General features: G+C 68.1%; 17 protein-coding genes and 1 tRNA gene. 8 read left to right on the top strand and 10 right to left on the bottom strand.

The window, feature by feature from the left end:
• Nucleotides 1-1,245: a D-arabinono-1,4-lactone oxidase gene (locus V5F78_RS04555; RefSeq protein WP_394066161.1), complete on the top strand. Its 1,245-nt coding sequence runs from the start codon at nucleotides 1-3 to the stop codon at nucleotides 1,243-1,245.
• 18 nt (nucleotides 1,246-1,263) lie between these two features.
• On the opposite strand, the gene V5F78_RS04550 is transcribed toward V5F78_RS04555, so the two are convergent.
• A complete protein-coding gene (locus V5F78_RS04550; RefSeq protein ID WP_394066163.1) occupies nucleotides 1,264-2,082 on the bottom strand; it encodes a helix-turn-helix transcriptional regulator in 819 nt (272 codons plus the stop codon).
• Nucleotides 2,083-2,389: 307 nt separating this feature from the next.
• Between V5F78_RS04550 and V5F78_RS04545 the strand changes: the two genes are divergently transcribed.
• From V5F78_RS04545 to V5F78_RS04535, 3 genes are all read left to right on the top strand, one after another.
• Entirely contained in the window at nucleotides 2,390-3,328 is a 939-nt protein-coding gene (locus tag V5F78_RS04545; RefSeq protein WP_394066165.1) for an ABC transporter substrate-binding protein, read from the top strand.
• Between the two features lie 80 nt (nucleotides 3,329-3,408).
• Nucleotides 3,409-4,497, top strand: a complete 1,089-nt coding sequence (locus tag V5F78_RS04540) for a quaternary amine ABC transporter ATP-binding protein (protein ID WP_394066166.1) — start codon at nucleotides 3,409-3,411, stop codon at nucleotides 4,495-4,497.
• A complete protein-coding gene (locus V5F78_RS04535) occupies nucleotides 4,494-6,476 on the top strand; it encodes an ABC transporter permease (RefSeq protein ID WP_394066167.1) in 1,983 nt (660 codons plus the stop codon). The genes V5F78_RS04540 and V5F78_RS04535 overlap by 4 nt, the downstream gene beginning before the upstream one ends.
• Before the next feature lie 443 nt (nucleotides 6,477-6,919).
• Here V5F78_RS04535 and V5F78_RS04530 read toward each other — a convergent pair.
• The 4 genes from V5F78_RS04530 to V5F78_RS04515 all read right to left on the bottom strand — a co-directional run bounded on the left by V5F78_RS04530 (nucleotide 6,920) and on the right by V5F78_RS04515 (nucleotide 10,472).
• Nucleotides 6,920-7,006 (bottom strand) — tRNA-Leu (locus V5F78_RS04530).
• 284 nt (nucleotides 7,007-7,290) lie between these two features.
• Complete coding sequence (locus tag V5F78_RS04525; RefSeq protein ID WP_394066168.1) at nucleotides 7,291-8,064, bottom strand: enoyl-CoA hydratase; 774 nt, start codon at nucleotides 8,062-8,064, stop codon at nucleotides 7,291-7,293.
• Between the two features lie 136 nt (nucleotides 8,065-8,200).
• Nucleotides 8,201-9,082 (bottom strand): bifunctional DNA-formamidopyrimidine glycosylase/DNA-(apurinic or apyrimidinic site) lyase, encoded by an 882-nt coding sequence (gene mutM, locus V5F78_RS04520; protein ID WP_394066169.1) that lies wholly within the window; start codon nucleotides 9,080-9,082, stop codon nucleotides 8,201-8,203.
• Nucleotides 9,083-9,212: 130 nt separating this feature from the next.
• Complete coding sequence (locus V5F78_RS04515) at nucleotides 9,213-10,472, bottom strand: DNA recombination protein RmuC (protein ID WP_394066171.1); 1,260 nt, start codon at nucleotides 10,470-10,472, stop codon at nucleotides 9,213-9,215.
• An 80-nt stretch (nucleotides 10,473-10,552) separates the two neighbouring features.
• Between V5F78_RS04515 and def the strand changes: the two genes are divergently transcribed.
• Complete coding sequence (def, locus tag V5F78_RS04510) at nucleotides 10,553-11,071, top strand: peptide deformylase (protein ID WP_394066173.1); 519 nt, start codon at nucleotides 10,553-10,555, stop codon at nucleotides 11,069-11,071.
• A gap of 146 nt (nucleotides 11,072-11,217) precedes the next feature.
• A complete protein-coding gene (gene fmt / locus V5F78_RS04505) occupies nucleotides 11,218-12,141 on the top strand; it encodes a methionyl-tRNA formyltransferase (protein ID WP_394066175.1) in 924 nt (307 codons plus the stop codon).
• On the opposite strand, the gene V5F78_RS04500 is transcribed toward fmt, so the two are convergent.
• Nucleotides 12,134-12,367, bottom strand: a complete 234-nt coding sequence (locus V5F78_RS04500; protein ID WP_394066176.1) for a methionyl-tRNA formyltransferase — start codon at nucleotides 12,365-12,367, stop codon at nucleotides 12,134-12,136. The genes fmt and V5F78_RS04500 overlap by 8 nt on opposite strands.
• Nucleotides 12,368-12,398: 31 nt before the next feature.
• On the opposite strand from V5F78_RS04500, the gene truA reads away from it, so the two are divergent.
• On the top strand, nucleotides 12,399-13,136 hold the full coding sequence (gene truA / locus V5F78_RS04495) for a tRNA pseudouridine(38-40) synthase TruA (RefSeq protein ID WP_394066178.1): 738 nt from the start codon (nucleotides 12,399-12,401) through the stop codon (nucleotides 13,134-13,136).
• Nucleotides 13,137-13,281: 145 nt separating this feature from the next.
• Nucleotides 13,282-13,614 (top strand): hypothetical protein, encoded by a 333-nt coding sequence (locus tag V5F78_RS04490; RefSeq protein WP_394066180.1) that lies wholly within the window; start codon nucleotides 13,282-13,284, stop codon nucleotides 13,612-13,614.
• A 235-nt stretch (nucleotides 13,615-13,849) separates the two neighbouring features.
• Here V5F78_RS04490 and trxA read toward each other — a convergent pair whose 3' ends face one another.
• From trxA to V5F78_RS04470, 4 genes are all read right to left on the bottom strand, one after another.
• On the bottom strand, nucleotides 13,850-14,170 hold the full coding sequence (gene trxA, locus V5F78_RS04485; RefSeq protein ID WP_394066181.1) for a thioredoxin: 321 nt from the start codon (nucleotides 14,168-14,170) through the stop codon (nucleotides 13,850-13,852).
• Nucleotides 14,171-14,278: 108 nt separating this feature from the next.
• Entirely contained in the window at nucleotides 14,279-17,809 is a 3,531-nt protein-coding gene (gene addA / locus V5F78_RS04480; RefSeq protein WP_394066183.1) for a double-strand break repair helicase AddA, read from the bottom strand.
• Complete coding sequence (gene addB / locus V5F78_RS04475) at nucleotides 17,806-20,850, bottom strand: double-strand break repair protein AddB (RefSeq protein WP_394066185.1); 3,045 nt, start codon at nucleotides 20,848-20,850, stop codon at nucleotides 17,806-17,808. Before addB ends, addA begins: the two co-directional genes overlap by 4 nt.
• A gap of 132 nt (nucleotides 20,851-20,982) precedes the next feature.
• Nucleotides 20,983-22,230, bottom strand: coding sequence for a lytic murein transglycosylase (locus V5F78_RS04470; RefSeq protein WP_394066187.1), 1,248 nt, complete (start codon nucleotides 22,228-22,230; stop codon nucleotides 20,983-20,985).
• Nucleotides 22,231-22,297 lie beyond the last annotated feature (67 nt).

The raw sequence follows: 22,297 nt of genomic DNA, 5'->3' as shown, positions 1-22,297 counted from the left end.
ATGGAACTCGGAGCAGGCGGCCACTGGAACAATTGGGTCGGCAACCAGTCCTTCATTTCCCAGCACGCGGCGGTGCCGGAGAGCGAAGAGGAATTGTGCGCGCTGGTGGCTGAAGCGGGACGGCGCGGGCTGAAGGTGCGCGTGGCGGGCTCGGGCCATTCCTTCACCCCCGTGGTGGCGACGCCGGGATTGCGCCTGTCGCTGGAAAAGCTCAGCGGCATCCGCAAGGTGGACATGGCGCGCAAGCGCGTCTCGCTCGCCGCCGGAACCCGGATCGGCGACGCCGGCCGGGCGCTGAAGGCGCTGGGTCTTTCGCTCACCAACCAGGGCGACATCGACACCCAGGCCTTTGCCGGCGCGCTCTCCACCGGCACCCACGGCACCGGCATCACGCTCGGCAATCTCGCCTCCCAGGTGGTGGGCATGCGGCTGGTGCAGCCGTCCGGCGAGATCCTGGAAGTGACCGATGAGGATCCCGACCTGCTCAATGCGATGCGGGTTTCCATCGGACTGCTGGGCATCGTCTCGGAAGTCACGCTGCAGGTGATGGACGCCTATAATCTGCGCGAGCGGCTGTGGCGCGACGATTTCGAGACCTGCCTCGCAAACCACGATGCCTTGGCGGCGGAGCATCGCCATTTCGGCTTCTTCTGGTGCCCGACGCCGGAGAGCCGGCACCTCTATTGCCTGCCCGACACCGCGCCCGTTTCCACGACGTCGAAGCTCTCAGACGTGTGCGAGATGAAGGTGATGGACATTACCGACGAACCGCCCGAGACCGCCGAAGGCGAATTTGAGCGCATCGCCTATTCCTCGGAAATCTACCCGATCGAATATGTGCCGAATTTCCACGAGCTGGAATATGCGGTCCCGTTGGAAAAGGGAAAGGACGCCCTGTGCGAGGTGCGCGCGCTGATGCGGGCCAAGCACCTCGATTGCATTTATCCTCTGGAATACCGTTTTACTGCCAGTGATAAAGGCTGGATCAGCCCATTTTATGAGCAGGACAGCGTGACCGTATCCGTTTCGGGCGGCCCGGGGATCGCCTATTGGCCCTATCTGCGGGAAGTGGATTCCATTTTGCGCCAATACGCCTCGCGTCCCCATTGGGGCAAACTGCATTTCCTGAACCGGGAAGATGTGGACGCGCTCTATCCCAAGGCGAACGCCTTCCGCGACCTGCGCCGCAAGCTCGACCCGGACGGCATGTTCCTCAATGATCACCTCGGCTTGCTGTTCGCCTGAGCGAACGCGCGCCCGGCCTCAGGGCCGGGCTGCCGCCGCGCGGGGAAGCATCGCCGGGCGGCGGTTCATGTCCTGGATGAACAGGTTGAACAATTCGGTCTGGCTGGAAATGTTCAGCCGCCGATAGATGTTCTTGCGGTGGATCTTCACCGTGCCCTCGGACAATTCCAGGATCTCCGCGATCGAGGTGCTGGAATGGCCGCGCAGGATAAGCTGCACGATGCGTCGTTGCTGATGGGTGAGGCTGCTTTCGCAAAAACGCTCGAACGCAGCTTCCATAAGGGTCTGCCGCGGCACCGGAAAATCTTCCAGCGAACGGAAATGGCTGCGCAGAGTCTGCCGGACCACAGGCTCCGTGGCACGCAGCATCTCCATCTCGGCATCGGAGAATGCCGCATGCCCGCGCATGCGCATGAGCGAATAGACCGCCGAGCTGCCGCCCCGCAGCGGCACGATGAAGCCGATCTCCTCTACCAGCGCGCCCGGTTCCATGGACACGCAGGGATGCACCTCGGCCGAATTGAAGAAATCGGATGAAAAAAAATCATCCGGTGCCAGTTCTGCCATGCGCCAGAGGCCGGACGTGTGGCTGTTGGCGCACGCGGTATAGAAGGGGTCAAGCAAATACGTGCCGCCCAGATAGGCATCAAGCGCCTGCGCGGAGGCATAATGCTGGTAGCCGTCGTGCAGAAATAGCGGGCGCCGCCCAAATGGATAGGCGAATATCGTTGAAAAATCAAAGCTGACGATCTCGCTCAGCATTTCATCCAGAACATGGATGAGGCTCTCTTCGCCGATATTCTCGATCAAACGCGCCGTCTTTTCGGGAGTGAACACGTTCTGCCCTCCGTTCGCCTGGCCCTTTCAGCCTTGCAAGAACGGGGCCTTTTTGCGTGGGAAGAAAAAAATCTTCGCCCAAAGAGGGGGCGGCATACCCCTTTAGGGATATGGCTCGCCTCGTATCGAGCGCGAACAATCCCCTTCAGACGGCTCGAACCGGGGATCAGCAGGGCGCCAGAGCCTGTCGCCCGCCTCCCCCACACAACGGCCCAGGCATTGCATGGGACCCTGTCGGCGAGCCTCCACGACCGTGAGCCGCGATTGCTCGCGTGGCATCCGACGATCTGAACCAAGGGGAAAGCAGATGCTGGGTAAATATGTGAAAGCTGCGGTCGTCGCAGGCGGACTGATGTCCGCCTTCGCAGGGGCGCCTGCGGCCTATGCGGCCGATTCCAAGGACCCGATCATCATCGCCCTGCACGACTGGACTGGCCAGGCGATCACCTCCCACATCGCGGGTGAGATCGTGAAGTCCAAGGGCGACAAGGTGGAATACGTCACAATCGACTATCTCACCGGCCTCACCGCCATGGAAAATGGCGACATCACCTTCATGTCCGAGCTGTGGGCCACCACCGCGGGCGACGCCATGAAGGCCTCCGACGCCACCGGCAAGACCGAGAATCTCGGCCCCCTCGGCCCCAAGGCCAAGGAGGAATGGTGGTATCCCATGTACATGAAGGAGAAGTGCCCCGGCCTGCCGGATTGGCACGCGCTGCTGAAGTGCGGCGAAGCCTTCGCCGTGCCCGAGACCGCCCCCAAGGGCCGCTATCTCGGCATGGAAGCCACCTGGGGCGGGCATGATCCGGAGCGCATCAAGGCCCTGAAGCTTCCGTTCGTCGCCGTGGATGCCGGCACCGAGGCCGCCATGTTCGCCGAGCTGAAGTCGGCCTATGAGCGCAAGGCACCGATCATCCTGTGGGTGTATTCGCCCCATTGGGTGCCCTCGGTGTTCGAAGGCGAATGGGTGCAATTCCCCGAATATACCGACGCTTGCTACACCGACCCGAAATGGGGCGTGAACCCCGATCTCGCCTTCGACTGCGGCAAGCCGCATGGCGAGATCTACAAATACATCTCCGCCAAGGCCAAGACCAAGTGGCCCGACGCCTATAAGGCACTCAAGGACTTCAAGGTCGACGGCCCCGAGCTGAACCTGATGGTCAAGGCGGTGGATGTGGACGGCAAGTCCATCGACGATGTGGTCGCCAAGTGGATGACCGATCATAAGGGCCAATATTGAGCGCCCTCATCCGAGCACAGTGAACCGCCGGCCCTGCGGGGCCGGCGTCTTTTCCCCTTTTGATCTTGGAATGAGAGCTTATGGCCGCAGCCTCCCAGGCCGCCACCGTCGCGCCGCCCCCCGCAGCAAAGACCCTGGCCACCGCCGAGCGCCCGGTGGCGCTCACCTGCCGCAACCTCTGGAAAGTCTATGGCGACGGCGCCGCGGCCTTCATGCAGGCGAACGAGACACCGAGCCCCGAGGAAATTCGTCAGGCCAAGCTGTTTGCCGCCGTGCGCGACGTGACGCTGGAAGTCGGACGCGGCGAGATCTTCATTATCATGGGCCTGTCCGGCTCGGGCAAATCCACGCTCGTGCGCTGCATGTCGCGCCTCGTGGAGCCCACGGCCGGCGGGGTCTTCTTCGAGCACAAGAGCTTGCTGCGCATGACCGGCGAGGAGCTGATCCAGCTGCGCCGGCACAAGATGGGCATGGTGTTCCAGAATTTCGCTTTGCTGCCGCACCGCACCGTGCTGGGCAATGTCGCCTTCCCGCTCGAAGTTCAGGGCATGGGCAAGGCCGAGCGCGAGGCGCGCGCGCTCAAGGTGATCGAGCTGGTCGGCCTCGGGGACAAATCCGGCCATTACCCGCGCGAGCTTTCCGGCGGCCAGCAGCAGCGCGTGGGCATCGCCCGCAGCCTCGCCGTGGAGCCGGACCTGTGGTTTCTCGACGAGCCGTTCTCCGCGCTCGACCCTTTGATCCGCCACGAGATGCAGAACGAATTCCTGCGCCTTCAGCGCCTGTTGTCGAAGACCATCGTCTTCATCACCCACGATTTCGACGAGGCGATCCGCCTCGGCGACCGGGTCGCCATCATGAAGGACGGCGCGGTGATCCAGGTGGGCACGCCCGAGCAGCTCGTGGTCTCTCCCGCGTCGGAATATGTGTCCGCCTTCACCAAGCATGTCTCGCGGGCCAAGGTCTTGCGGGTCGGCAGCGTCGCCGTGCCGACATCGGCGAACGAGCATCTCGGCCCGGCCGTAAGCGCCAATGCGCGGATCGCGGAGATCGCTGCGATGTCCGTCGACAGCACAGCGCCGCTCGCGGTTCTCGACGATAGCGGAGCGCTGGTCGGCAAGCTTCAGCGCGCCGACGTGATCGAGGTTCTGGTCAGCGGGGCGCGGGCATGAGCGATATCGCCGTCGCCCCCGTCCGGCGGGGGGTGCGTTTTTCCGTCGGCTGGCTGATCGCCATCGCGGTGGCGGTTCTGCTGGTGGCCCCCCTTGCCGCGCCGGACAGCTTTCGCTGGGCACTGAGCTATCCCACCGCCTGGGTGGTGCCGGTGTCCGACTGGCTGCGCGCCTTCCTGTTCTGGCTGGTGCGGGACCTCAGCTTCGGCCTGTTCACCTTCAAGGACATGACGCGCTTCGTCTCCTCCCTCTTTGCCGGGGCGCTGGAGATTCCGAAGGCGATCTTCTCCACCGGCTTCACCTTTGGCGAAGATGGGTTCCACATTCCCCGCCTGTCCTGGGCCGGCATCGTCTGCGCCATGGGCATCTGGGGCTACATGCTGGGTGGCGCGCGGCTTGCCGCGCTGGGCGCGCTCGGCTTCGGCTATATCGCTTTGTTCGGGCAATGGGACAGCGCCATGGTCACGCTCTCCCAGGTGGTGCTGGCGGTGGCGTTCGGAGTGTTCTCCGGGCTCATGCTCGGCATCTGGGCATTCCGCACGCCGCGCCTTCAGCCGGCGGTGGTGGCGACCCTGGATTTCATGCAGACGGTGCCCACCTTCGCCTATCTGGTGCCACTGATCTTCCTGGTCGGCGTCGGTCCGGTGTCGGGCCTCATGGCCACCATCCTCTATGCCATGCCGCCCATGGTGCGCGTGACCATGATGGCGCTGAAGGCCGTGCCGCCCGAACTGGACGAACTCGGCCGCATGACCGGCTGCACCACCCGCCAGGCGCTGTGGAAGGTGCTCGTCCCCTCGGCGCGCGACGACCTGCTGATCGGTGTCAACCAGGTGATCATGCTGACCCTCAACATGATCATCATCGCCGCCATGGTGGGCGCCGGCGGTCTCGGGTTCGACGTGCTCAACGCGCTGCGCCAGCCGAACGGCCTCGGCAAGGGCCTGGAAGCCGGCATGGCGGTGGTGGCGCTCGCCATCGTGCTCGACCGCATGAGCCGTGCCGTCGTGGAACTGCGGCCGGTGCACGGACACGCAGCTGTGGTCCGGCGGCGCTATGTCTGGGCCGGGCTCGCCGTCCTGCTCGGCTTCACGCTGTTGTCGTTCGCCATACAAGAGCTTGAGGTCCTGCCGCGCGATTGGCGCGTCTCCACAGGCAGCATGTGGTCGGAAGTGGTGAGTTTCGTGAACACCCATCTGTTCACCACCGCCGAGGCGTTCCGCACCTTCATCCTGCTGAACCTGCTGCTGCCGGTGAAGAAGGCCCTCATCGGCATGCCCTGGCCCGCGTTGATCGCCGTGGTGGGCGCCGGCGCCTGGCGGCTCGGGGGATGGCGCTTCGCCCTCGGCATGATGGCTCTCATCGCCTTCATTCCCGTCGCCGGGCTCTGGGAGCGCGGGATGACGACGATCTATCTGTGCGGCATCTCGGCAATCCTCGCCATTCTCATCGGTGTGCCGCTCGGGGTGCTCGGCAGCCGCTCGGACCGGCTGCACAAATTCCTCGGCACCTTGTGCGACACGCTGCAGACCATGCCGGCCTTCGTCTATCTGCTGCCGGTGGTGATGCTGTTCCGCATCGGCGACGTCTCGGCCATGGTGGCGATCGTGCTTTATTCGCTGGTGCCGGCCATCCGCTTCACCGACCACGGCCTGCGCCGCGTGCCGCCCAGCCTGACCGAAGCGGGCACCATGGCCGGCTGCACACCCATGCAGCGCCTGCTGAAGGTGGAACTGCCCTATGCCATGCCGGAAATCATGCTGGGGGTGAACCAGGTGATCATGATGGCCCTGAGCATGCTGGTGGTCTCCTCCTTCGTCGGCACAAACGATCTCGGCAAGCAGATCCAGGTGGCGATTTCCCAGGCGGATCCCGGCAAGGGCCTCTCGGCGGGTCTCGCCATCGCCTTCCTCGGGATCTTGGCGGACCGGATGATCGGCCGCTGGGTGGCCGCACGTAAGGCTCAGATGGGGCTTTGAAGCAGGATCATCGCCGCTCCCTTGGAGGGGCGATGACCTTCTCTGCCGCATTTACGAATGCCGCCCGCGCTCCCGCAGAGGGAAAATGTTTCACGTGAAACAATAGGTTAGCGTAGACGAAACGCGGTTTAAAGAGGCTCCTCGCGAGACTTTTGCGCGATGACGCCGCCCCTTCGGGTGAATTTCCGCGCATGAATTTCGAAGATGAATTTCGCGCATGGATTTCGCACGCCGCGACGGCTGATGAACCGGCGCGTGGCAGGCCGGCGCGTGCGGCTTTCGGGTCACGACCTCGGGCTGTCGGCTGCGATGGTGGCGCTGTGGGCGGGACTGGACGATCTCGCCCCGCCGGCTCATCGCCCACCCGCCGCCGCATTCGGAAAACACGCCGCGCCAAGGGCGTAAAAAAAGCCGCCCGGAGGCGGCTTATCTTTAAAACTGGGTGGTGCCCAGGAGAGGACTCGAACCTCCACGACCGTTAAGCCACTGGCACCTGAAGCCAGCGCGTCTACCAATTCCGCCACCTGGGCTCGAAGGCCTTGGCCGTCGAGAGGAGGCGAGACATAAGGGGGGAGGTCCTGCCTTGTCAACGCCTTCCAAGCCGCCTTTTCAAGAAAGATTGCCGGGTCAGCGTTCTGCCGGTGGATAACTTTTCCAGCCCGCCCGCGGGTCGCGCACCAGCTCCGGTTCCGGTGCCATGCGGCGGCCACTCTGATCAAATCGGCCGCACCGTCCGGCCCGGTCCGCGACGCTCTCGCCTCCCCGATGCCGCCGGGCCGAACGGGACGTGAGCCCCGTCCGGCGCGGTGCGTCTTCAGCTGTTGGTGAAATTGGGCGCGCGCTTCTCGGAAAAAGCCGCCATGCCTTCCTTCTGGTCCGCCAAAGCGAACTGGGCATGGAACACCCGGCGCTCGAAGCGGATGCCTTCCGAAAGCGTGGTCTCATAGGAGCGGTTGACGCTTTCCTTGGTCATCATGGCCACCGGCAGCGACATGGCGGCGATCGTCGCGGCCACCTTCAGCGCCTCGTCCACCAGATCCGCCGCCGGCACGATGCGCGAGACGAGGCCCGCGCGCTCGGCTTCCTCAGCCCCCATCATGCGCCCGGTCAGGCACATTTCCATGGCCTTGGCCTTGCCCACGAAACGCGTGAGGCGCTGCGTGCCGCCGGCACCCGGCATCACGCCGAGCTTGATCTCCGGCTGGCCGAACTTGGCCGTATCCGCCGCCAGGATGAAATCGCAGCTCATGGCGAGTTCGCATCCCCCGCCGAGCGCGAAGCCGGCCACCGCCGCGATCACCGGCTTGCGGGCGCGCGAGAGGCGCTCCCAGGAGGTGATGAAATCATCCAGATAGGTGGCGGGATAGGTGAAGTCCTTCATCTCCTTGATGTCGGCGCCCGCGGCGAACGCGCGCTCCGATCCGGTGAGGACCATGCAGCCGATTTCGCGGTCCGCCTCGAAGATATCCACGGCCTCGTTCAGCTCGCGGATGATCTGCGCATTGAGCGCGTTCAGGGCCTGCGGCCGGTTCAGGCGGATCAGGCCGACACGGCCGTGGGTTTCCACCAGGATGGTCTCATACGCCATTCTTCATCCTCCCTCGCGCGCGAGCTTGAAGCGCACGCGGCGCCTTTGCTGTAGCACTCCGCCGCGAGGCGCCCAATGCCCGGAACGGCCCGCCCGCCTGGCGGATTCGGCCAGGGCACAAGGCGGGCGCGGACACTCAGCGCTGGCAGGAGGCGCAGAAGAAGGTGGAGCGGGCGCCCTGCACCATGCGCTGCACCGTGCCCTTGCAATGGCGCGTCGGGCACGGCTGGCCCTCCCGGTCATAGACGCGGAACGCATGCTGGAAATAGCCCAGCTCGCCGTTCACCTGCCGATGGTCGCGCAGGCTCGATCCGCCGGCCTGAATGGCCTCGCGCAAGACGTCGCGGATCGCCGTCACCAGGCGCTCGCCCCGCACGGTCGGGCCGCCGGCCTTGGTCGCGAGCGTCGCGGCGAGGCGGCGCGGCGAGAGGCGGGCGCGGTGCAGCGCCTCGCAGACATAGATGTTGCCGAGCCCCGACACGACCTTCTGGTCCAGCAGCGTCGCCTTCAGATTGGCCCGGCGGCCCGCGCACACGCGCGCCAGATGGGTGGCGTGGAAGAAGTTGCCGAGCGGCTCCGGGCCGAGGTTGCGCAGCAGCGGGTGGCTTTCCAGCCGGTCATACGGCACGAGCAGCATGGCGCCGAAGCGGCGGGGATCATTGAAGGTCACGGTCACGCCACTGGAGAGGTGGAGCACCACGTGATCATGCGGCACCGCTTCGCCACGCGGATAATGGAAGCCGCCGGGGCGGCGCACGTTCGAACCGCCCTCGATCCGGATCGAACCCGACATGCCGAGATGCACCACCAGCACCTCGCCGCCGTCGAGATCCGCGAGGAGATATTTCGCCCGCCGCCCGACCGCCTCCACGCGGCGACCGGCGAGGCGCTCGGCGAAGCTCTCCGGCAAGGGCCAGCGCAGGTCCGGCCGGCGCGCTTCCACGGATTCGATAACGGCCCCTTGCAACACCGGCATAAGACCGCGGCGGACGGTCTCCACCTCGGGTAATTCGGGCATTTTTTCCTTTGCACTCCGCGGTTCTGGTCGCCCAGACTTCCGCCTCGATTCGTAACGCTCCGATGAAGCTACCTGCGCGGCACGGCGACGCAAGGTGCAATCTTGGCCACCCACACCCGCCCGCGTGCCCTCATTCCGCCGCGCCGTGCAGACCCAAGTGCAGGGAGGACTGGGCCGGCGCTGGGCTTGCCGCCGGGCCCGCGGCGGCGCCGAGGCCGGTGCCGTCCCCACCATTTTTGGCCGGGATCGCGGCCACCGGCGCGGGCGGCGCCTCGAATTCCAACTGCTCGAGCCGGCTGCCGCGCTTGGCGATCTTGTCGGCGGAAATCAGCACTTTCGAGACATCCTCGCCGACCTGGCCGAAATGGCGCGACAGCTCGCCCACCCGCTCGCGCAACCGCCCCACGTCGGCCACCAGGGCGCCAACCTCGGCGCGGATGTGGTCCGCCTGCTCACGCATCCGCGCGTCCTTGGAGATCGCCTGAACCAGCTGGATCGCCAGCATCAGCAGCGAGGGCGAGACCAGCACCACCCGCACGCGGAAGGCGCGCTGGACGATATCGTCGAAACTCTCGTTGATCTCGGCATAGACAGATTCGGACGGCACGAAGATCAGCGCGATGTCCTGCGTCTCCCCCGGCACCAGATAGCGTTCGGCCACGTCATTGATGTGCTTCATCATGTCTTGGGTCAGGCGCGCGGCGGCATGCTTGCGCCGCTCGGGGGTCGGCGCCTCGCGGAAGGCGGTGACCGCCTCCAGGGGAAATTTGGAATCCACCAGCAACGGACGGGAATCCCCCGGCAGGAAGATCGCGCAATCGGGCCGCCGGCCGTTGGACAGCGTGTGCTGGAAGGCGAAGCTGCCCCGGGGCAGGCCGTCGGCGACGATCGCCTCCATCCGCGCCTGCCCGAAGGCGCCGCGCGCCTGCTTGTTGGAGAGCGTCTCGCGCAGGGAAATGACCTGGGACGACAGGTCGGTCAGGCTTTTTTCCGCCTTCTCCACCATCACCAGCCGCTCGGCGAGCTTCGTGAGGCTTTCATGGGTGGCGCGGGCGGAGGTGTTGAAGCTTTCACCGAGGCGATGGGAGGTGGAATCGAGCCGCTCGGAAACCGCACGGGCCAGTTCGCTTTGGCGTTGGGCGAGCACTTCCGCCATGCTCTGGACCCGGCCGGAGGTTTCCGCCTGGATGCGGGCGAGATCGCGCAGCCGCGCTTCCATCTCCAGGGCCCGCGCGGCGGCCTCGTCCGCTTCCTCGGTCCGCTGGCGGGCGGTGCGCCGGGAGGCGAAAAGCATGAGCAACAGCAAGACGAAAACGCCCGCCGCACTTGCTGCGAGCGCGGCGCCAGCGGTTATGGCTTGACCTGCGAGGAAAAACAGCACTTCGCTCATCAGCTTCCATAACCCGATTCTTGCACCGAACAAAGCGCGAACATGTTGACGCCGCGCGGACCTTCGCCTATCTGCGTTTCATGTCCATACGCCCGATCCTCATCATCCCGGAACCCAAGCTGCGGCTCATCTCTGAACCGGTCGCCAAGATCGACCACGAGGTGAAGAAGCTGGTCGCCGACATGTTCGAGACCATGTACGACGCGCCCGGCATCGGGCTCGCGGCGGTGCAGGTGGGCGTGATGCGGCGCGTCGTGACCATAGACGCCACGCGCGAAGGGGAGGAGAAGAAGCCTCTCGCCCTGATCAACCCGGAAATTATCGCCTTTTCAGACGAACTTTCGGTTTACAGCGAAGGCTGCCTCTCAATCCCGGAATATTATGAGGAGGTCGAGCGGCCGGCGCGGGTGACGGTGCGGTTCCAGACCCTGGAGGGCGCGACCGTGGAGACCGAGGCGGACGGCCTGTTCGCGACCTGCATCCAGCACGAGATCGACCATCTCAACGGCGTGCTGTTCATCGACCATCTGTCCAAGCTCAAGCGCGACCGTGTGACCAAGAAGTTCGCCAAGGCCGCCCGCCGGGAGGCGGAGGGCTGAGCGGCCGGAGCCGAGCGTCCGCGCGTTCCGCATTGCCGCGCCCCCACCCCTTGCCCTAAAACGCGACGCCGCGCGGCCACTCGCGCGCGGCCCCAACCACAGCTTGCCGCAGCGCCCGGCGCGGGGCGGCGGCGGAGACCAGTGTGATGCGCATCGTGTTCATGGGCACGCCGGACTTCGCGGTGCCGACCCTCTCCGAGATCGTCGCGCGCGGCCATGACGTGGTCGCCGTCTACACCCGCGCGCCCGCCCCCGCCGGCCGGCGGGGGCTCGACCTCACGCCCTCGCCGGTCCAAGCGGTGGCGGAGAAGTTCGGCCTGCCGGTCTTCACCCCCAAGACCCTGCGCACCGAGGAAGCCGCCGAGCAGATGCGTGCCTTCAACGCCGACGTGGCGGTGGTGGTCGCCTATGGGCTCATCCTGCCCCAGCCGATCCTGGATGCGCCCGAACTCGGCTGCCTGAACCTGCACGCCTCTCTGCTGCCCCGCTGGCGCGGAGCGGCGCCGATCCAGCGTGCGGTGATGGCCGGAGACGCGCAAACCGGCATCGCCGTGATGAAAATGGAAGCCGGGCTCGATACCGGCCCGGTCGGCCTGCTGGAGCGTGTCGCCATCGGGCCGGACATGACGGCGGGCGAATTGCACGACGCGCTGATGGTGCTCGGCGCCGACCTCATGGGCCGGGCGCTGGCGGCCCTGGAGCGCGGCGGGCTGCATTTCACCCCCCAGGGCGAGGACGGTGTGCTCTACGCCGCCAAGATCGCCAAGAGCGAAGCCCGCATCGACTGGAGCCGGCCCGCCCGCGAGGTGCACAACCAGATTCGCGGCCTCTCCCCCTTCCCCGGCGCCTGGTTCCCCTTGGGCGCGGACGAGGCACGTGTGAAGGTGCTGCGCGCCACCCTTGCCGAAGGCATAGGCGCGCCGGGCACCGTGCTGGACGATGGCCTCGCCATCGCCTGCGGCGACGGGGCGGTGCGGCTGGTGCAATTGCAGAAGGCCGGCAAGCAGCCCATGGGCGCGGACACGTTCCTGCGCGGCAATCCACTGCCCCCCGGCACGCGACTTACTTGAATCCGAACTCTCTGGCTAAAATGGAATAGAGGGCTTCTGCGGCGTCTCTATTTAATTGAATCGTCTGGCTCAATTTTCCCGGAAACTCTCGGTCAGATGTACCCAGCGTGTCGATCTGGATCAGTCTCGCTTCCCCATCGCCCAGCACAAAATAGTTCGCTTCGATCGGCTTGTGAGTCGTATAGCGATCTCGTTGCTGCCTATTGAACGCGGTAATTAGCGCCATATTTTCCTCCTGGAATCGAGCAGATCGTAACGTGCCCCGGTACAAGCTCACCATCGAATATGACGGCACCGCCTTCGCCGGCTGGCAAGTGCAGGCGAACCTTCCCACGGTCCAGGGCGTGCTGATGGATGCGGTGGAGCGGCTCACCGGCACGCGGACCCATGTGGCCGGCGCGGGGCGTACCGACGCCGGCGTGCACGCGACCGGGCAAGTGGCGCACATGGATCTTGCCCGCGACTGGCGCACCGACGTGGTGCGCGATGCGCTCACCGCCCATCTGCGGCCCCATCCGGTGGCGGTGCTCACCGCCGAGCGGGTGGCGGATGATTTCGACGCGCGCTTCTCGGCCACGAAGCGGCATTATCTCTATCGCATCGTCAACCGCCGGCCGGACCTTGCGCTGGAGCGCGACCGGGCGTGGCGCATTCCCCAGAAGCTGGACGCGCAGGCGATGCATGTGGCCGCCCAGCGCCTGCTGGGCAAGCATGATTTCACCACCTTCCGCGCCGCCGAGTGCCAGGCTGCCTCCCCGGTGAAGACCCTGGACCAGCTCGACGTGGAGCGGATCGGCGCGGAAATCCGCGTCACCACGTCCGCCCGCTCGTTCCTCCACCACCAGGTGCGGTCCATGGTGGGATCGCTGCTGCGCGTGGGTGAGGGGCGCTGGAGTGCCGCCGATCTCGCCGACGCGCTCGCCGCCTGCGATCGCCGGCGCTGCGGCCCCATGGCGCCCGCCGCGGGGCTGTATCTCGCCGCCGTCAGCTATTGAAACTGGGCACCGCCACGCTTCTGCGTGGAGCGCGGGGCTGGTCTGCAACCCTGGCCTGAGCCGCGCGGGAACAAGATGGGGGGCACCGGCATTCATCCTGGGTAAAGAGGCGGAAAAGTGCGTTTCGCCTCAGGTGCGTGAGACCATGATGAATTTCAGCCTGCCTCTTCTCGAACGGACCTTGCTGCGGCGCGCCGGCTTTCACGCCCGCGAAACCGTGCGCGACACGGACTTCGTCGTCGCCCGCGTGGCCGATGCGGCCCCCTCCAGCTGGTTGTTCTTCGATGGCGAGGAAACGGTGGATGCCACCAAGGGCACGCCGGTCATCATCCCCGGCGCGGCCTTTTTCGTCGATGAGGCCTGGCCGTTCCGCGATGGTAGCGCTGCACAGGCGCAGGCCAACCGGCTAAACACCTTCGCCCCCGGCCGAGGCGATCTCTGGCGCGCGGTCCCGGTCCGCACTCTCGCAGAGGCTTAGGCCTGTTCGCCCTTCAACGGCGTAGCACGGCCACCGGCCATCTCGACCAAATGCAGGGCGCATCTGAAAACAGATGTGCTCTTTTTGCTGTCTGGGCGCCCGCGCTTGTTTGCGTGGATCGCGCCCCTGTATGGTCCCGACGGGCCTGAGGGCGCGTCCAAGGGCTCGGGTCGACAACAAAAGGCCAACAAAAAAGGCGGGCCAAGCCCGCCTTTTTCACGAAGAACGGCTGCGCTCAGATCGCGCCGTTGATCCACTGCACCAGCTTCGCCTTGGGGGCGGCGCCCACCTGGCGGGAGGCGATCTTGCCATCCTTGAACAGCAAGAGGGTGGGAATGGACATGATGCCGTATTTGGACGCCGTTTCCGGATTCTCGTCCACGTTGAGCTTCACGATTTTCAGCTTGTCGCCCAGCTCGCCGGACACTTCATCGAGGATCGGGCCAACCATGCGGCAGGGGCCGCACCATTCGGCCCAGAAATCCACAATGACGGGCGCGCCGGACTTCAGGACGTCCTGTTCGAAACTCTGATCGGATACTTTCTCGACTGCCATGGCACACCTCAAAGGGGGCGAAGGGGGAATCCCGGTGTGAGTGCAACGTAGGTAGCCCCTCCCCCTCCCGTCAAGGCAAGTCGCGCCCTCGTGACCCCTGCCGAAGGGTCAAGCAACCGCGCTGCGCGCCAGCGCGGCCGCGAGCCGCTCGGGTGCAAGGGCATGGATCACCGGCCCGCGCGTATAGACCACCATCGCCTCCACCGTCCGGCCCGGAAAGGCGCGCCGCAGCACCTCGCCATAGATGGCGAGCTGGGAAACATAGGCGCCGCCGACATCCTCGGTGCGGCGGGGCGGGAGCGAATCGGTCTTGAAGTCCGCCAGCAGGATGCGATCGGCACGCACCGCCAGCCGGTCGATGCGGCCGGAGACCGACATCAGCCGGTCGCCCGCCAACCAGCGGCCGACGATCGGCACTTCCGCCACGCTTCCCGCGCCGAACAGCTCCGCGAGGCCCGCATGGTCGAGCACGCCCAGCGCCTCGGCCGCGAGGATGTCGTGGGCCTCGGCCGGCAAGGCAGAGGCGACATGCCGCAGAAGCTGGTGCGCCGCGTCGTGCCGCAGCGCCGGCTCAAGATCCGCCAGCCCGGCCAGCAGGCGATGGATCAGATCGCCCCGCAGGATCGGATCGAGCGCGCCGCCTTCGGGCGTGGCACGCGGCCCGGCTGGTCGCGGGGCCTGGTCCTCCGCATGGGAGGGCCGGAGCAGCGCGGCGGTCACGGGGGCGGCGTGCAAGGGCGCGGGACGCACCGGCGCAGGCGCGGCGGTGTCTCCCGCTCGCCCCGATCCCTGTTCGTCCCCGGCCGACAGCGATGCCAGCACGGGCACGGCGCGGGCGGGGGCAAAGCCTTCGCCCTTGCGCCAGCGCAGCACCGGGCCTTGGGCATAGGGCGGTTCCACCTCCATCGCCTCCTCGGCGAGCGCGTCGCGCACCAGATCGTACCAGCAGCCCTCGGGCCGCCCATGCGGCTTGTCCTTGCCGGGAAGGCGGGTCTCGGCGCCGCAGACGATCACCGCATCCTCCGCCCGCGTCAGCGCCACATAGAGCAGCCGGCGATATTCCTCGCGCTCGCGCTCCAGCGCCGCGCCGCGCGCGAGGCCGAGCACGGCCGGGCCCTCATCCTTGCGCCCGGCGAGGATGGGGACGGTGCCGCCCGCCCCGTCCGGCACCGGCAGAAGGCCGCCGGCGGTCCGCGCCTTCGGCACGTCCACCGTATCGGCGAGGATCACGATCGGCGCCTCCAGGCCCTTGGCGCCATGCACGGTCATGACGCGCACTTCGTCGCGCCCGCTTTCCATGTCGCGCTTGGTCTCCGCGCCGCCGCGTCGCAGGAAGGCGAGGAAGCCGGCGAGCGTTGCCGGCTCGGAGCTCTCATAGGTGCGCGCGAGCGCCATGAACTCGTCCAGCACGTCCGCCGCTTCCGGCCCGAGGCGCGCCAGCATGGCGCGGCGCCCGCCGTCGCGGCCGAGCACGCGGGCGTAGAAATCGAACGGCCGCAGCAGCGGGGCTTCCCCGCGCCATGTCTCCAGCCGCGCCGCCGCCGCGCCCCAATGGGGAAACCGCCCCGCGGCGCCGGCCAGCGCCTCGCCGAGCCGCCCCGCGCGGGGCGGGCAGAGCGCGATGAGATCCTCGTCGGTGAAGCCGAACAGCGGGCTTTTCAGCGCGCTGGCCAAGGCGAGGTCGTCGTCGGGCGAAAGCAGCGCATCGCCGAGCGCCATCAGATCGAGCGCGGCGATATGGTCGGCGATGACCAGCCGGTCGGCGCCGGCCACGTCCACCCCGGGGCCGGCGGTCTTCAAAGCGCGGATCACCGCCTCGAACAGGCGCCCGCGCCGGCGCACCAGGACCAGCACGTCGCGCGCCTGCATGGCGCGGCCCGCGCGCGAGGGAATGGCGAGGCGCTCCGCGATGCCCGCCCGCACGAAGGCGGCGATGCGCTGGGCCAGCTGGTTCACCGGGTCGTCGGCGGGCACCGCATCGAGCGGCCGGCGCCAATCGTCCACCTTGGGCTTGGGCGCGGGGACGGTGGTGGGCCACACTTCCACGAGCGAGGGCGCATCGGCGCGGATGGCGGCATGGACGGGCGGGGCATTGTCGCCCGTGAGGCCGCGCCGCGCCGCCTCTGCGGCGAAGATGCGGTCCACCGCCTCCAGCACGCCGGGCGCCGAGCGGAAGGAATGGGGCAGGCGCACATTGCGGAAATCCTGCGGACCCGCCGCCCCGGCAAAGCGCGCGTGCATGTCGCCGAAGGTGCGCGGATCGGCGCCCTGGAAGGAGAAGATGGACTGCTTCTCGTCTCCCACCACGAACAAGGTGCGCGTCAGCCCTTCACGGGCGCCTTCGCCGGAGAAGAAATCGGCGATCAGGCCCTCGACGACTTTCCATTGTTCCGGGCTCGTGTCCTGCGCCTCGTCCACCAGCACATGGTCGATGCCGCGATCGAGCTTGAAATGCACCCAGGAGGCCGGCACCCGGTTCAGCAGTTCGGCGGTGCGGCCGATCAGATCGTCGAAATCCAGCAGGCCGCGCTGGGCCTTCTCGCGGGCATAGCGGCGGCAGGCTTCCGCGCCCAGGGTCAAGGCGGCATCGGTGCGCGCGAGCGTCTCCACCGCGCGCAGGCGATCCATCAGGCCGGCAATGCGCTCTTTCTCCAGGTCGAGCGCCCCGCACAGCGCGGGATAGAGCCCCCGCACGCCTTTCGTGAGAAAGCGCGAGGGCGCGCGCGGCTCGTATTTATCGGTGAGGAACACGCCGAGATAGGCCGCCAGCGCCTCGCCCTCGGAACCGGCGGCGGCAGCGAGCGCGAGCTGTTCGCCGAGCGCCTGGTCGGTCTTTGCCCCCTCGCGCAGGCAGGCGCCGATGCTCGCCCATTCGCTGCGCGCCAGATGCGGGCTCGCCAGCATCTCCCGCCGCACGCGGTCCGGGGTCTCGTGCGGCGAAACGCCGAGCACCCGCGCCACCGCCGCGCGCCGCGCGTCCGCGTCTGCGCCCAGCGGCTCGATGAGCGCGCGGGCGTCCACCGCCGCCTCCAGCAGCGCATCGACGCCGGCATCCGACAGGGTTTCGATGAGCGCAGACAGCGCCTGTCCCAGCCGGCCCGCGGGCGCGCCGGTCGCCTCCACGATCAGCTCGGCGCGAATGCGCGCCATGAGATCGAGCCGGCCGGCATCGTCCAGCTCAGAGAAGCCCGCCGCGACGCCGGCCTCGAAGGGAAAGCGATGCAGCAGGCCCCCGCAGAAGGCGTGGATGGTCTGGATCTTCAACCCGCCCGGCGTCTCCAGCGCCGCCGCGAACAGCCGTCGCGCCCGCGCGCGCAGATCGCCATTGGGCGGGCGATCGTCGATGCGCACCAGCTCGGCATCGAGTTCGCGATCGCCCAGGCCCACCCAGCGCCCGAGAATGTCCAGCACGCGGTTCGCCATATTGGCCGCCGCCGCCTTGGTATAAGTGAGGCACAGGATGCGGCCCGGCGGGGTGCCGGAGAGCAGCAGGCGGATCACCCGTTGCGCCAGCACATGGGTTTTGCCCGACCCCGCATTGGCCGAGACCCACGCCGAGCTCAGGGGATGGGAAGCTTCCCCCTGCCGGCGGGTGGCGTCCGCCTTTGCGGCATTGGCGATCTGCGCGGTTTCGCTCACGCCTCGCCCTCCTCGCCGCCGCCAAGCGCCCATTCGCGCACCCGCGCCAGATGATCGTAAACCCCAAAGCGCCCTTGCCATTGGGGCGCGGCGAGCGCGCGATAGCCCTGGTTCGGATCCTCGAACGCGAGGAGAAGGTCTTTCAGCCGCTCGAGCGCATCTTCCGCCATCTGGGTGGCGGTGCTCTCCTTGTGCACGCCGGGCTTCTCGCGGCCCGGCTCGGCGCCGCCCTTCAGCTCCACATAGCGGAAATCCTCCACCTCGGCCGCCGGCACATCCTTAAACGCCCCGCGCGCCGCCATGGCGGCTTCGAGCGGCAATTGGGGCGAAAAGCTCGCGCCCTGCCGGGTGCTCGGCGCCGTGCCGGTCTTGTAGTCGAGAATGGACAGGCGCCCGTCGTTGCGCAGCTCGATGCGGTCGGCGCGGCCGGTGAGGCGGAACGGCCCGCGCGTCAGCGCGATATCGAGCCGGCCGGAGACTTCCGGCACCACCCGGCGCAGCTCGGCGCGGCGTTCGCGCTCAAAGGCCACCACCCAGCCGGCGACGCGCTCGAACCGCGTCCACCACACCGCATGTTCGGCGGGATAGACCGCAAGCGGCGCGAAGGCCGCCCGGCCATGGGCCAGAAGCTGGTCGAGCGCGTCCGGCGGCAGATCCTCGGGAAAGGCGGCGGTGAAGGTGCCGAGCGCCGCGTGCATAGCACTGCCCCGCTCCGCGCCGCCCGGCGTGGCATCCAGCGGGTCGAGCGGCCGCAAGCGCAGCACGTGGCGCGCGAAGATGGAATAAGGATCGCGCAGGAAGGTCTCGATCTCGGTAACGCTGAGCTGGCGCGGCCGCAGCTCCAGCGGCGGCGCGGGCGCCGGCTGCTCCGCGCGCGGCACGCTCGGGCCCTGATCGAGCGAAGCTGCGGCGAGCCGCCAGCCCTCGCCGCGCGCCCGCACCATCGCCCAGCGCGCCTTGCCCGCGACGGTCGCGAGCCGCTGCAGAAAGCGGGAGGCGACGGTCTGCGTGCCCGCGACCTTGCCGGGATAGGTCAGGATCACCTCACGCGCGCCGAACCCCTGCACGAAATCGTGGGCCGACAGGCCGATGCGCCGTTCCGGCAAGTCGAGCCCCAATTCGCTGCGCATGGGCCGGCTCAGCCAGGGGTCGGTGCGGGTCTGCGGCGGCCAGGCGCCTTCCACCAACCCGCCGAGAATGATCCGGTCCACATGGACCAGGCGCGCCTCCAGCGGGCCGAGAATGCGCACCTGCTCCTGCGCCTGGCGGGGCGGACGCACCATCTGGTCGGCGAACAAGGCGGTGACGGTCTCGGCATAATCTTCAAGCCGCAGCGCCGGGCCGTCGGCGGCGCCGTCCGCGATCTCCTCGAAGGCGTGGGCGAGCGCGGCAGACGCCGGGTCCGGATCCGCCGGGTCGAGCGGGCCGGCCATGGCCGCGACGGCCGCACGATGGGCGGCGACCAGGGCCGGCAGCGGCGCCTTTCCCGTGCAGGCGAACAACGGCGCCAGCGCCGCGCCGAGCCGCGCCACCAGATCGGAGGCCGCCGCGAGGCCGCTATCGTCGACACGGCGGCGCGGGTCGCCCTCGCGCAGGGACGCAGGATCGAAGGCGGCCAAAGTCGCCGCCAGCCCGGCGATGCCGGCGCGTGGGCGCGGCCCCCGCAGGGCGACCAGCTCCAGCGCCGCCACCGCCGCGCGCTTGGCGTCGGGATCGAGGCCGAACCGCGCCAGGGGATGCGTCAGAAGCGCGAACAGCGGCCCCGGCGCGCACGCCTCCGCCGCCGCCCGCGCGACCAGCCGCGCCAGCCGGCCGGACGCGGTCTCCGCCAGCGGCACGCCGGCGGAATCGTCGATGGAAATGCCGAAGCGGTTCAATTCCGCCGCGACCCGGCGCGCGAGGTCGCGATCCGGCGTCACCAGCGCCGCCGTCTCGCCGGGACGCTCCAGCGTATCGCGCAGCACCAAGGCGATGGCCAGCGCCTCCTCGCGCGGATCGGCGGCGGCGACCAGGGACAGCCCCGCCAGCGCGGCATCGCGCGCGCCATCCGGCAGGCGTGTCGCGAGCGCGGTCCAGCGGTCAGTCGTCTCCGACTGCCGCATGGCCTCGCTGAGCAGCCGCTCGCGCCCATTCGGCGCGCGCGGGCCCAGCTCCACCACATCGCGCCGGGCGACGCCGAGCAGCGGCAGCAGATGGGCAAGGCCATATTGGGGATGGTCTGGCGCGAGCGTCGCCGGCGCGGTGAGCATCGCGAAGGCGTCGTCCTCCGCGTCGAGATCGAGGCCGGGCAGCACCACCGCGCCCTGCGGCAGGCGCGCGATGGCGGCCAGCAGCCGCGCGGTGGCCGGCAGCGAGCCGGTGGAGCCAGCGGCGATCACCGGCCCCGCCGCGATGCCGAGCCGGGCGAGGCGGGATGCTTCCGCTCCCACCAGCACATCGCGCCGCACCGCCGGCTCCACCAGTTGCAAAGCATCCAGGTGCGCCAGCCAGGCGCGCCGGGCGATGCGCAGGAAATCCAGGCTGATCTCGAAATAACGGTCGTGCTCTTCCGGCGCGAGCCCATCCAGGCGTGACCAGGCAACGCCGGCCGTGCTCATCTGGTCGAACAGGCGGCCGAGTTCATCCGCGAGCGCAACGGTCGCCGCCGGTCCTGCCGCCACCGCCGCCTGCCCTGCCCCTTCGGCCAGGGCATCGCGCCAGCGCTCCACCAGGGCGGCCAGGGCCACCCGCCGGTGCACGCTCGCCACCGCGCGGGGCGGCGCGAGCAGGGGCGCTTCCTCGGCAAATACGAGTGCGTCTTCGTCCACATCGCCCAGCGGCACGATGCGCGGCAGCAGCAGCGCCTCGCCGCAGCTCGCCTCCAGCAAGGCATCCGCGAACATGCGCCCGGCGCGCCGGGTGGGGAGATACAGCGTCGCCGACGCCAGCGCCAAAGGATCGCCGCGCGGCGCAAAGCCGGGCACCAAGTCCCCATCCAGCAAGGCGCGCGCCAGCGTGGGCAGGAACGGCGCCGAAGTGGGAATGGAGAAAACCTGCGTCATGACCACCCGATGAGGGCGCGAGGCCCAAGCGCGCGCATCGTCACCTTTCACGCTGGGCCAGCGAGTCGCAAGCGGCACGTCGATCGCAGGCGGCCACGCGCCAGCGCTGGGGCAAGCCCCGCCCGCGCGCCGCTAGCGCGCCGTGCTCATCGCTTGCAGCACCGCATCGCTCGGCCAGCAATCCACCTTGAGCCCGGCGGATTTCTGGTAGGCGCCGAGCGCCGCGCGGGTCAGCATGCCCGCCTTGCCGTCGATCTTGTCGCCATAGAGGCCCATGCGCGTCAGATGCTTCTGCATCGCCTCCACGGCGCTCGTGCGCATCTGCGTGGATGCCGACCAGGGGGTGACGAACGGCTGCGGAGTGACCATGCGATCGGACAGATGGCCGACGAACAGCACGTAGAGATCGGAAAAATTATATTGCTTGATCACAAAGTAATTCTTCGTGGTCAGGAACGAAGGACCATAGATCCCCTCCGGCTGGAGCAGCGAGGCGGGCTGCGCCAGTTCGGCGGGCGAGGGCGAAACCCCGCCCATGGGCACGAACCCCGCGCGCAGCCACTCGCCGATCGGCCGCTGGACCTCGGGCACGCCGAGGGTGCAATCGGCATTGGCCGGCGCGCGCACCTCATAGGCCCAGCGCAGGCCCGGTTGCCAGCCCTTGTCGGCCAGTTGCTTGGCGGCGGAGGCGAGCGCATCGGGGGCCGAATGCCAGATGTCGACCCGCCCGTCGCCGTCCAGATCGACACCGTGCTGGAAATATTCGGACGGCAGGAATTGTGTGAGCCCGGTGGCCCCGGCCCAGGATGACCGGAACTCCTTGCGCGTGACCACGCCCTCGTCGAGGATCTTCAGCGCGAGGATGAATTCCTCCCGATACTGATCCTTGCGGCGCCCCACATAGGCCTGCGTCGCCACCACGCGCAGCGTGTCATAGGGGTCGGAATAGCGGCCGAAATCGGTCTCGCGGCCCCAGATCGCCAGCACCATGGTGGCCGGAACGCCGAACTGCCGTTCGATCTGGTCGAGCGCGGCGCGATGCTTCTGCATCAGCCGCTGTCCCTCGACGGCGAGCCGGGCAATGGTGGCTTCCTTCACATAACTGGCCGGCACCTGGACGAACTCGGGCTGCGCCCGCGCGCCGGTCACGGGCCGTCCCGGCAGGGCGAGGTCGGGCAGCTTGTAGTCCGGTTCGAGCCCCCGCGTTTCGCGCTCGAAGGTGGCGCGCGAGACGCCGGCCGCCTGCGCCTGCGGCCAGAGCGAGGCGATGAATTGCGCAAACGCGGCATCCGCCGCATGGGCGGTGGATGGCCGGCCCAGAGCCACGACAAGCAGGGCGAAAAGGATGATGCGGCAAGCTGATTGCACGGAACCGCTCATGCCTTGGGATCCAGATGATGCATGGGCAAGGCTAGCACGCAGCGGTCCGATCGTGAACGCCGCGGGG

It is taken from the genome of Roseixanthobacter glucoisosaccharinicivorans, from assembly GCF_043195095.2.
Taxonomy (GTDB): Bacteria; Pseudomonadota; Alphaproteobacteria; order Rhizobiales; family Xanthobacteraceae; genus NCEH01.
Note: the sequence above shows the minus strand (reverse complement) of the source record. Positions and strands in the feature narration are given on the sequence as shown.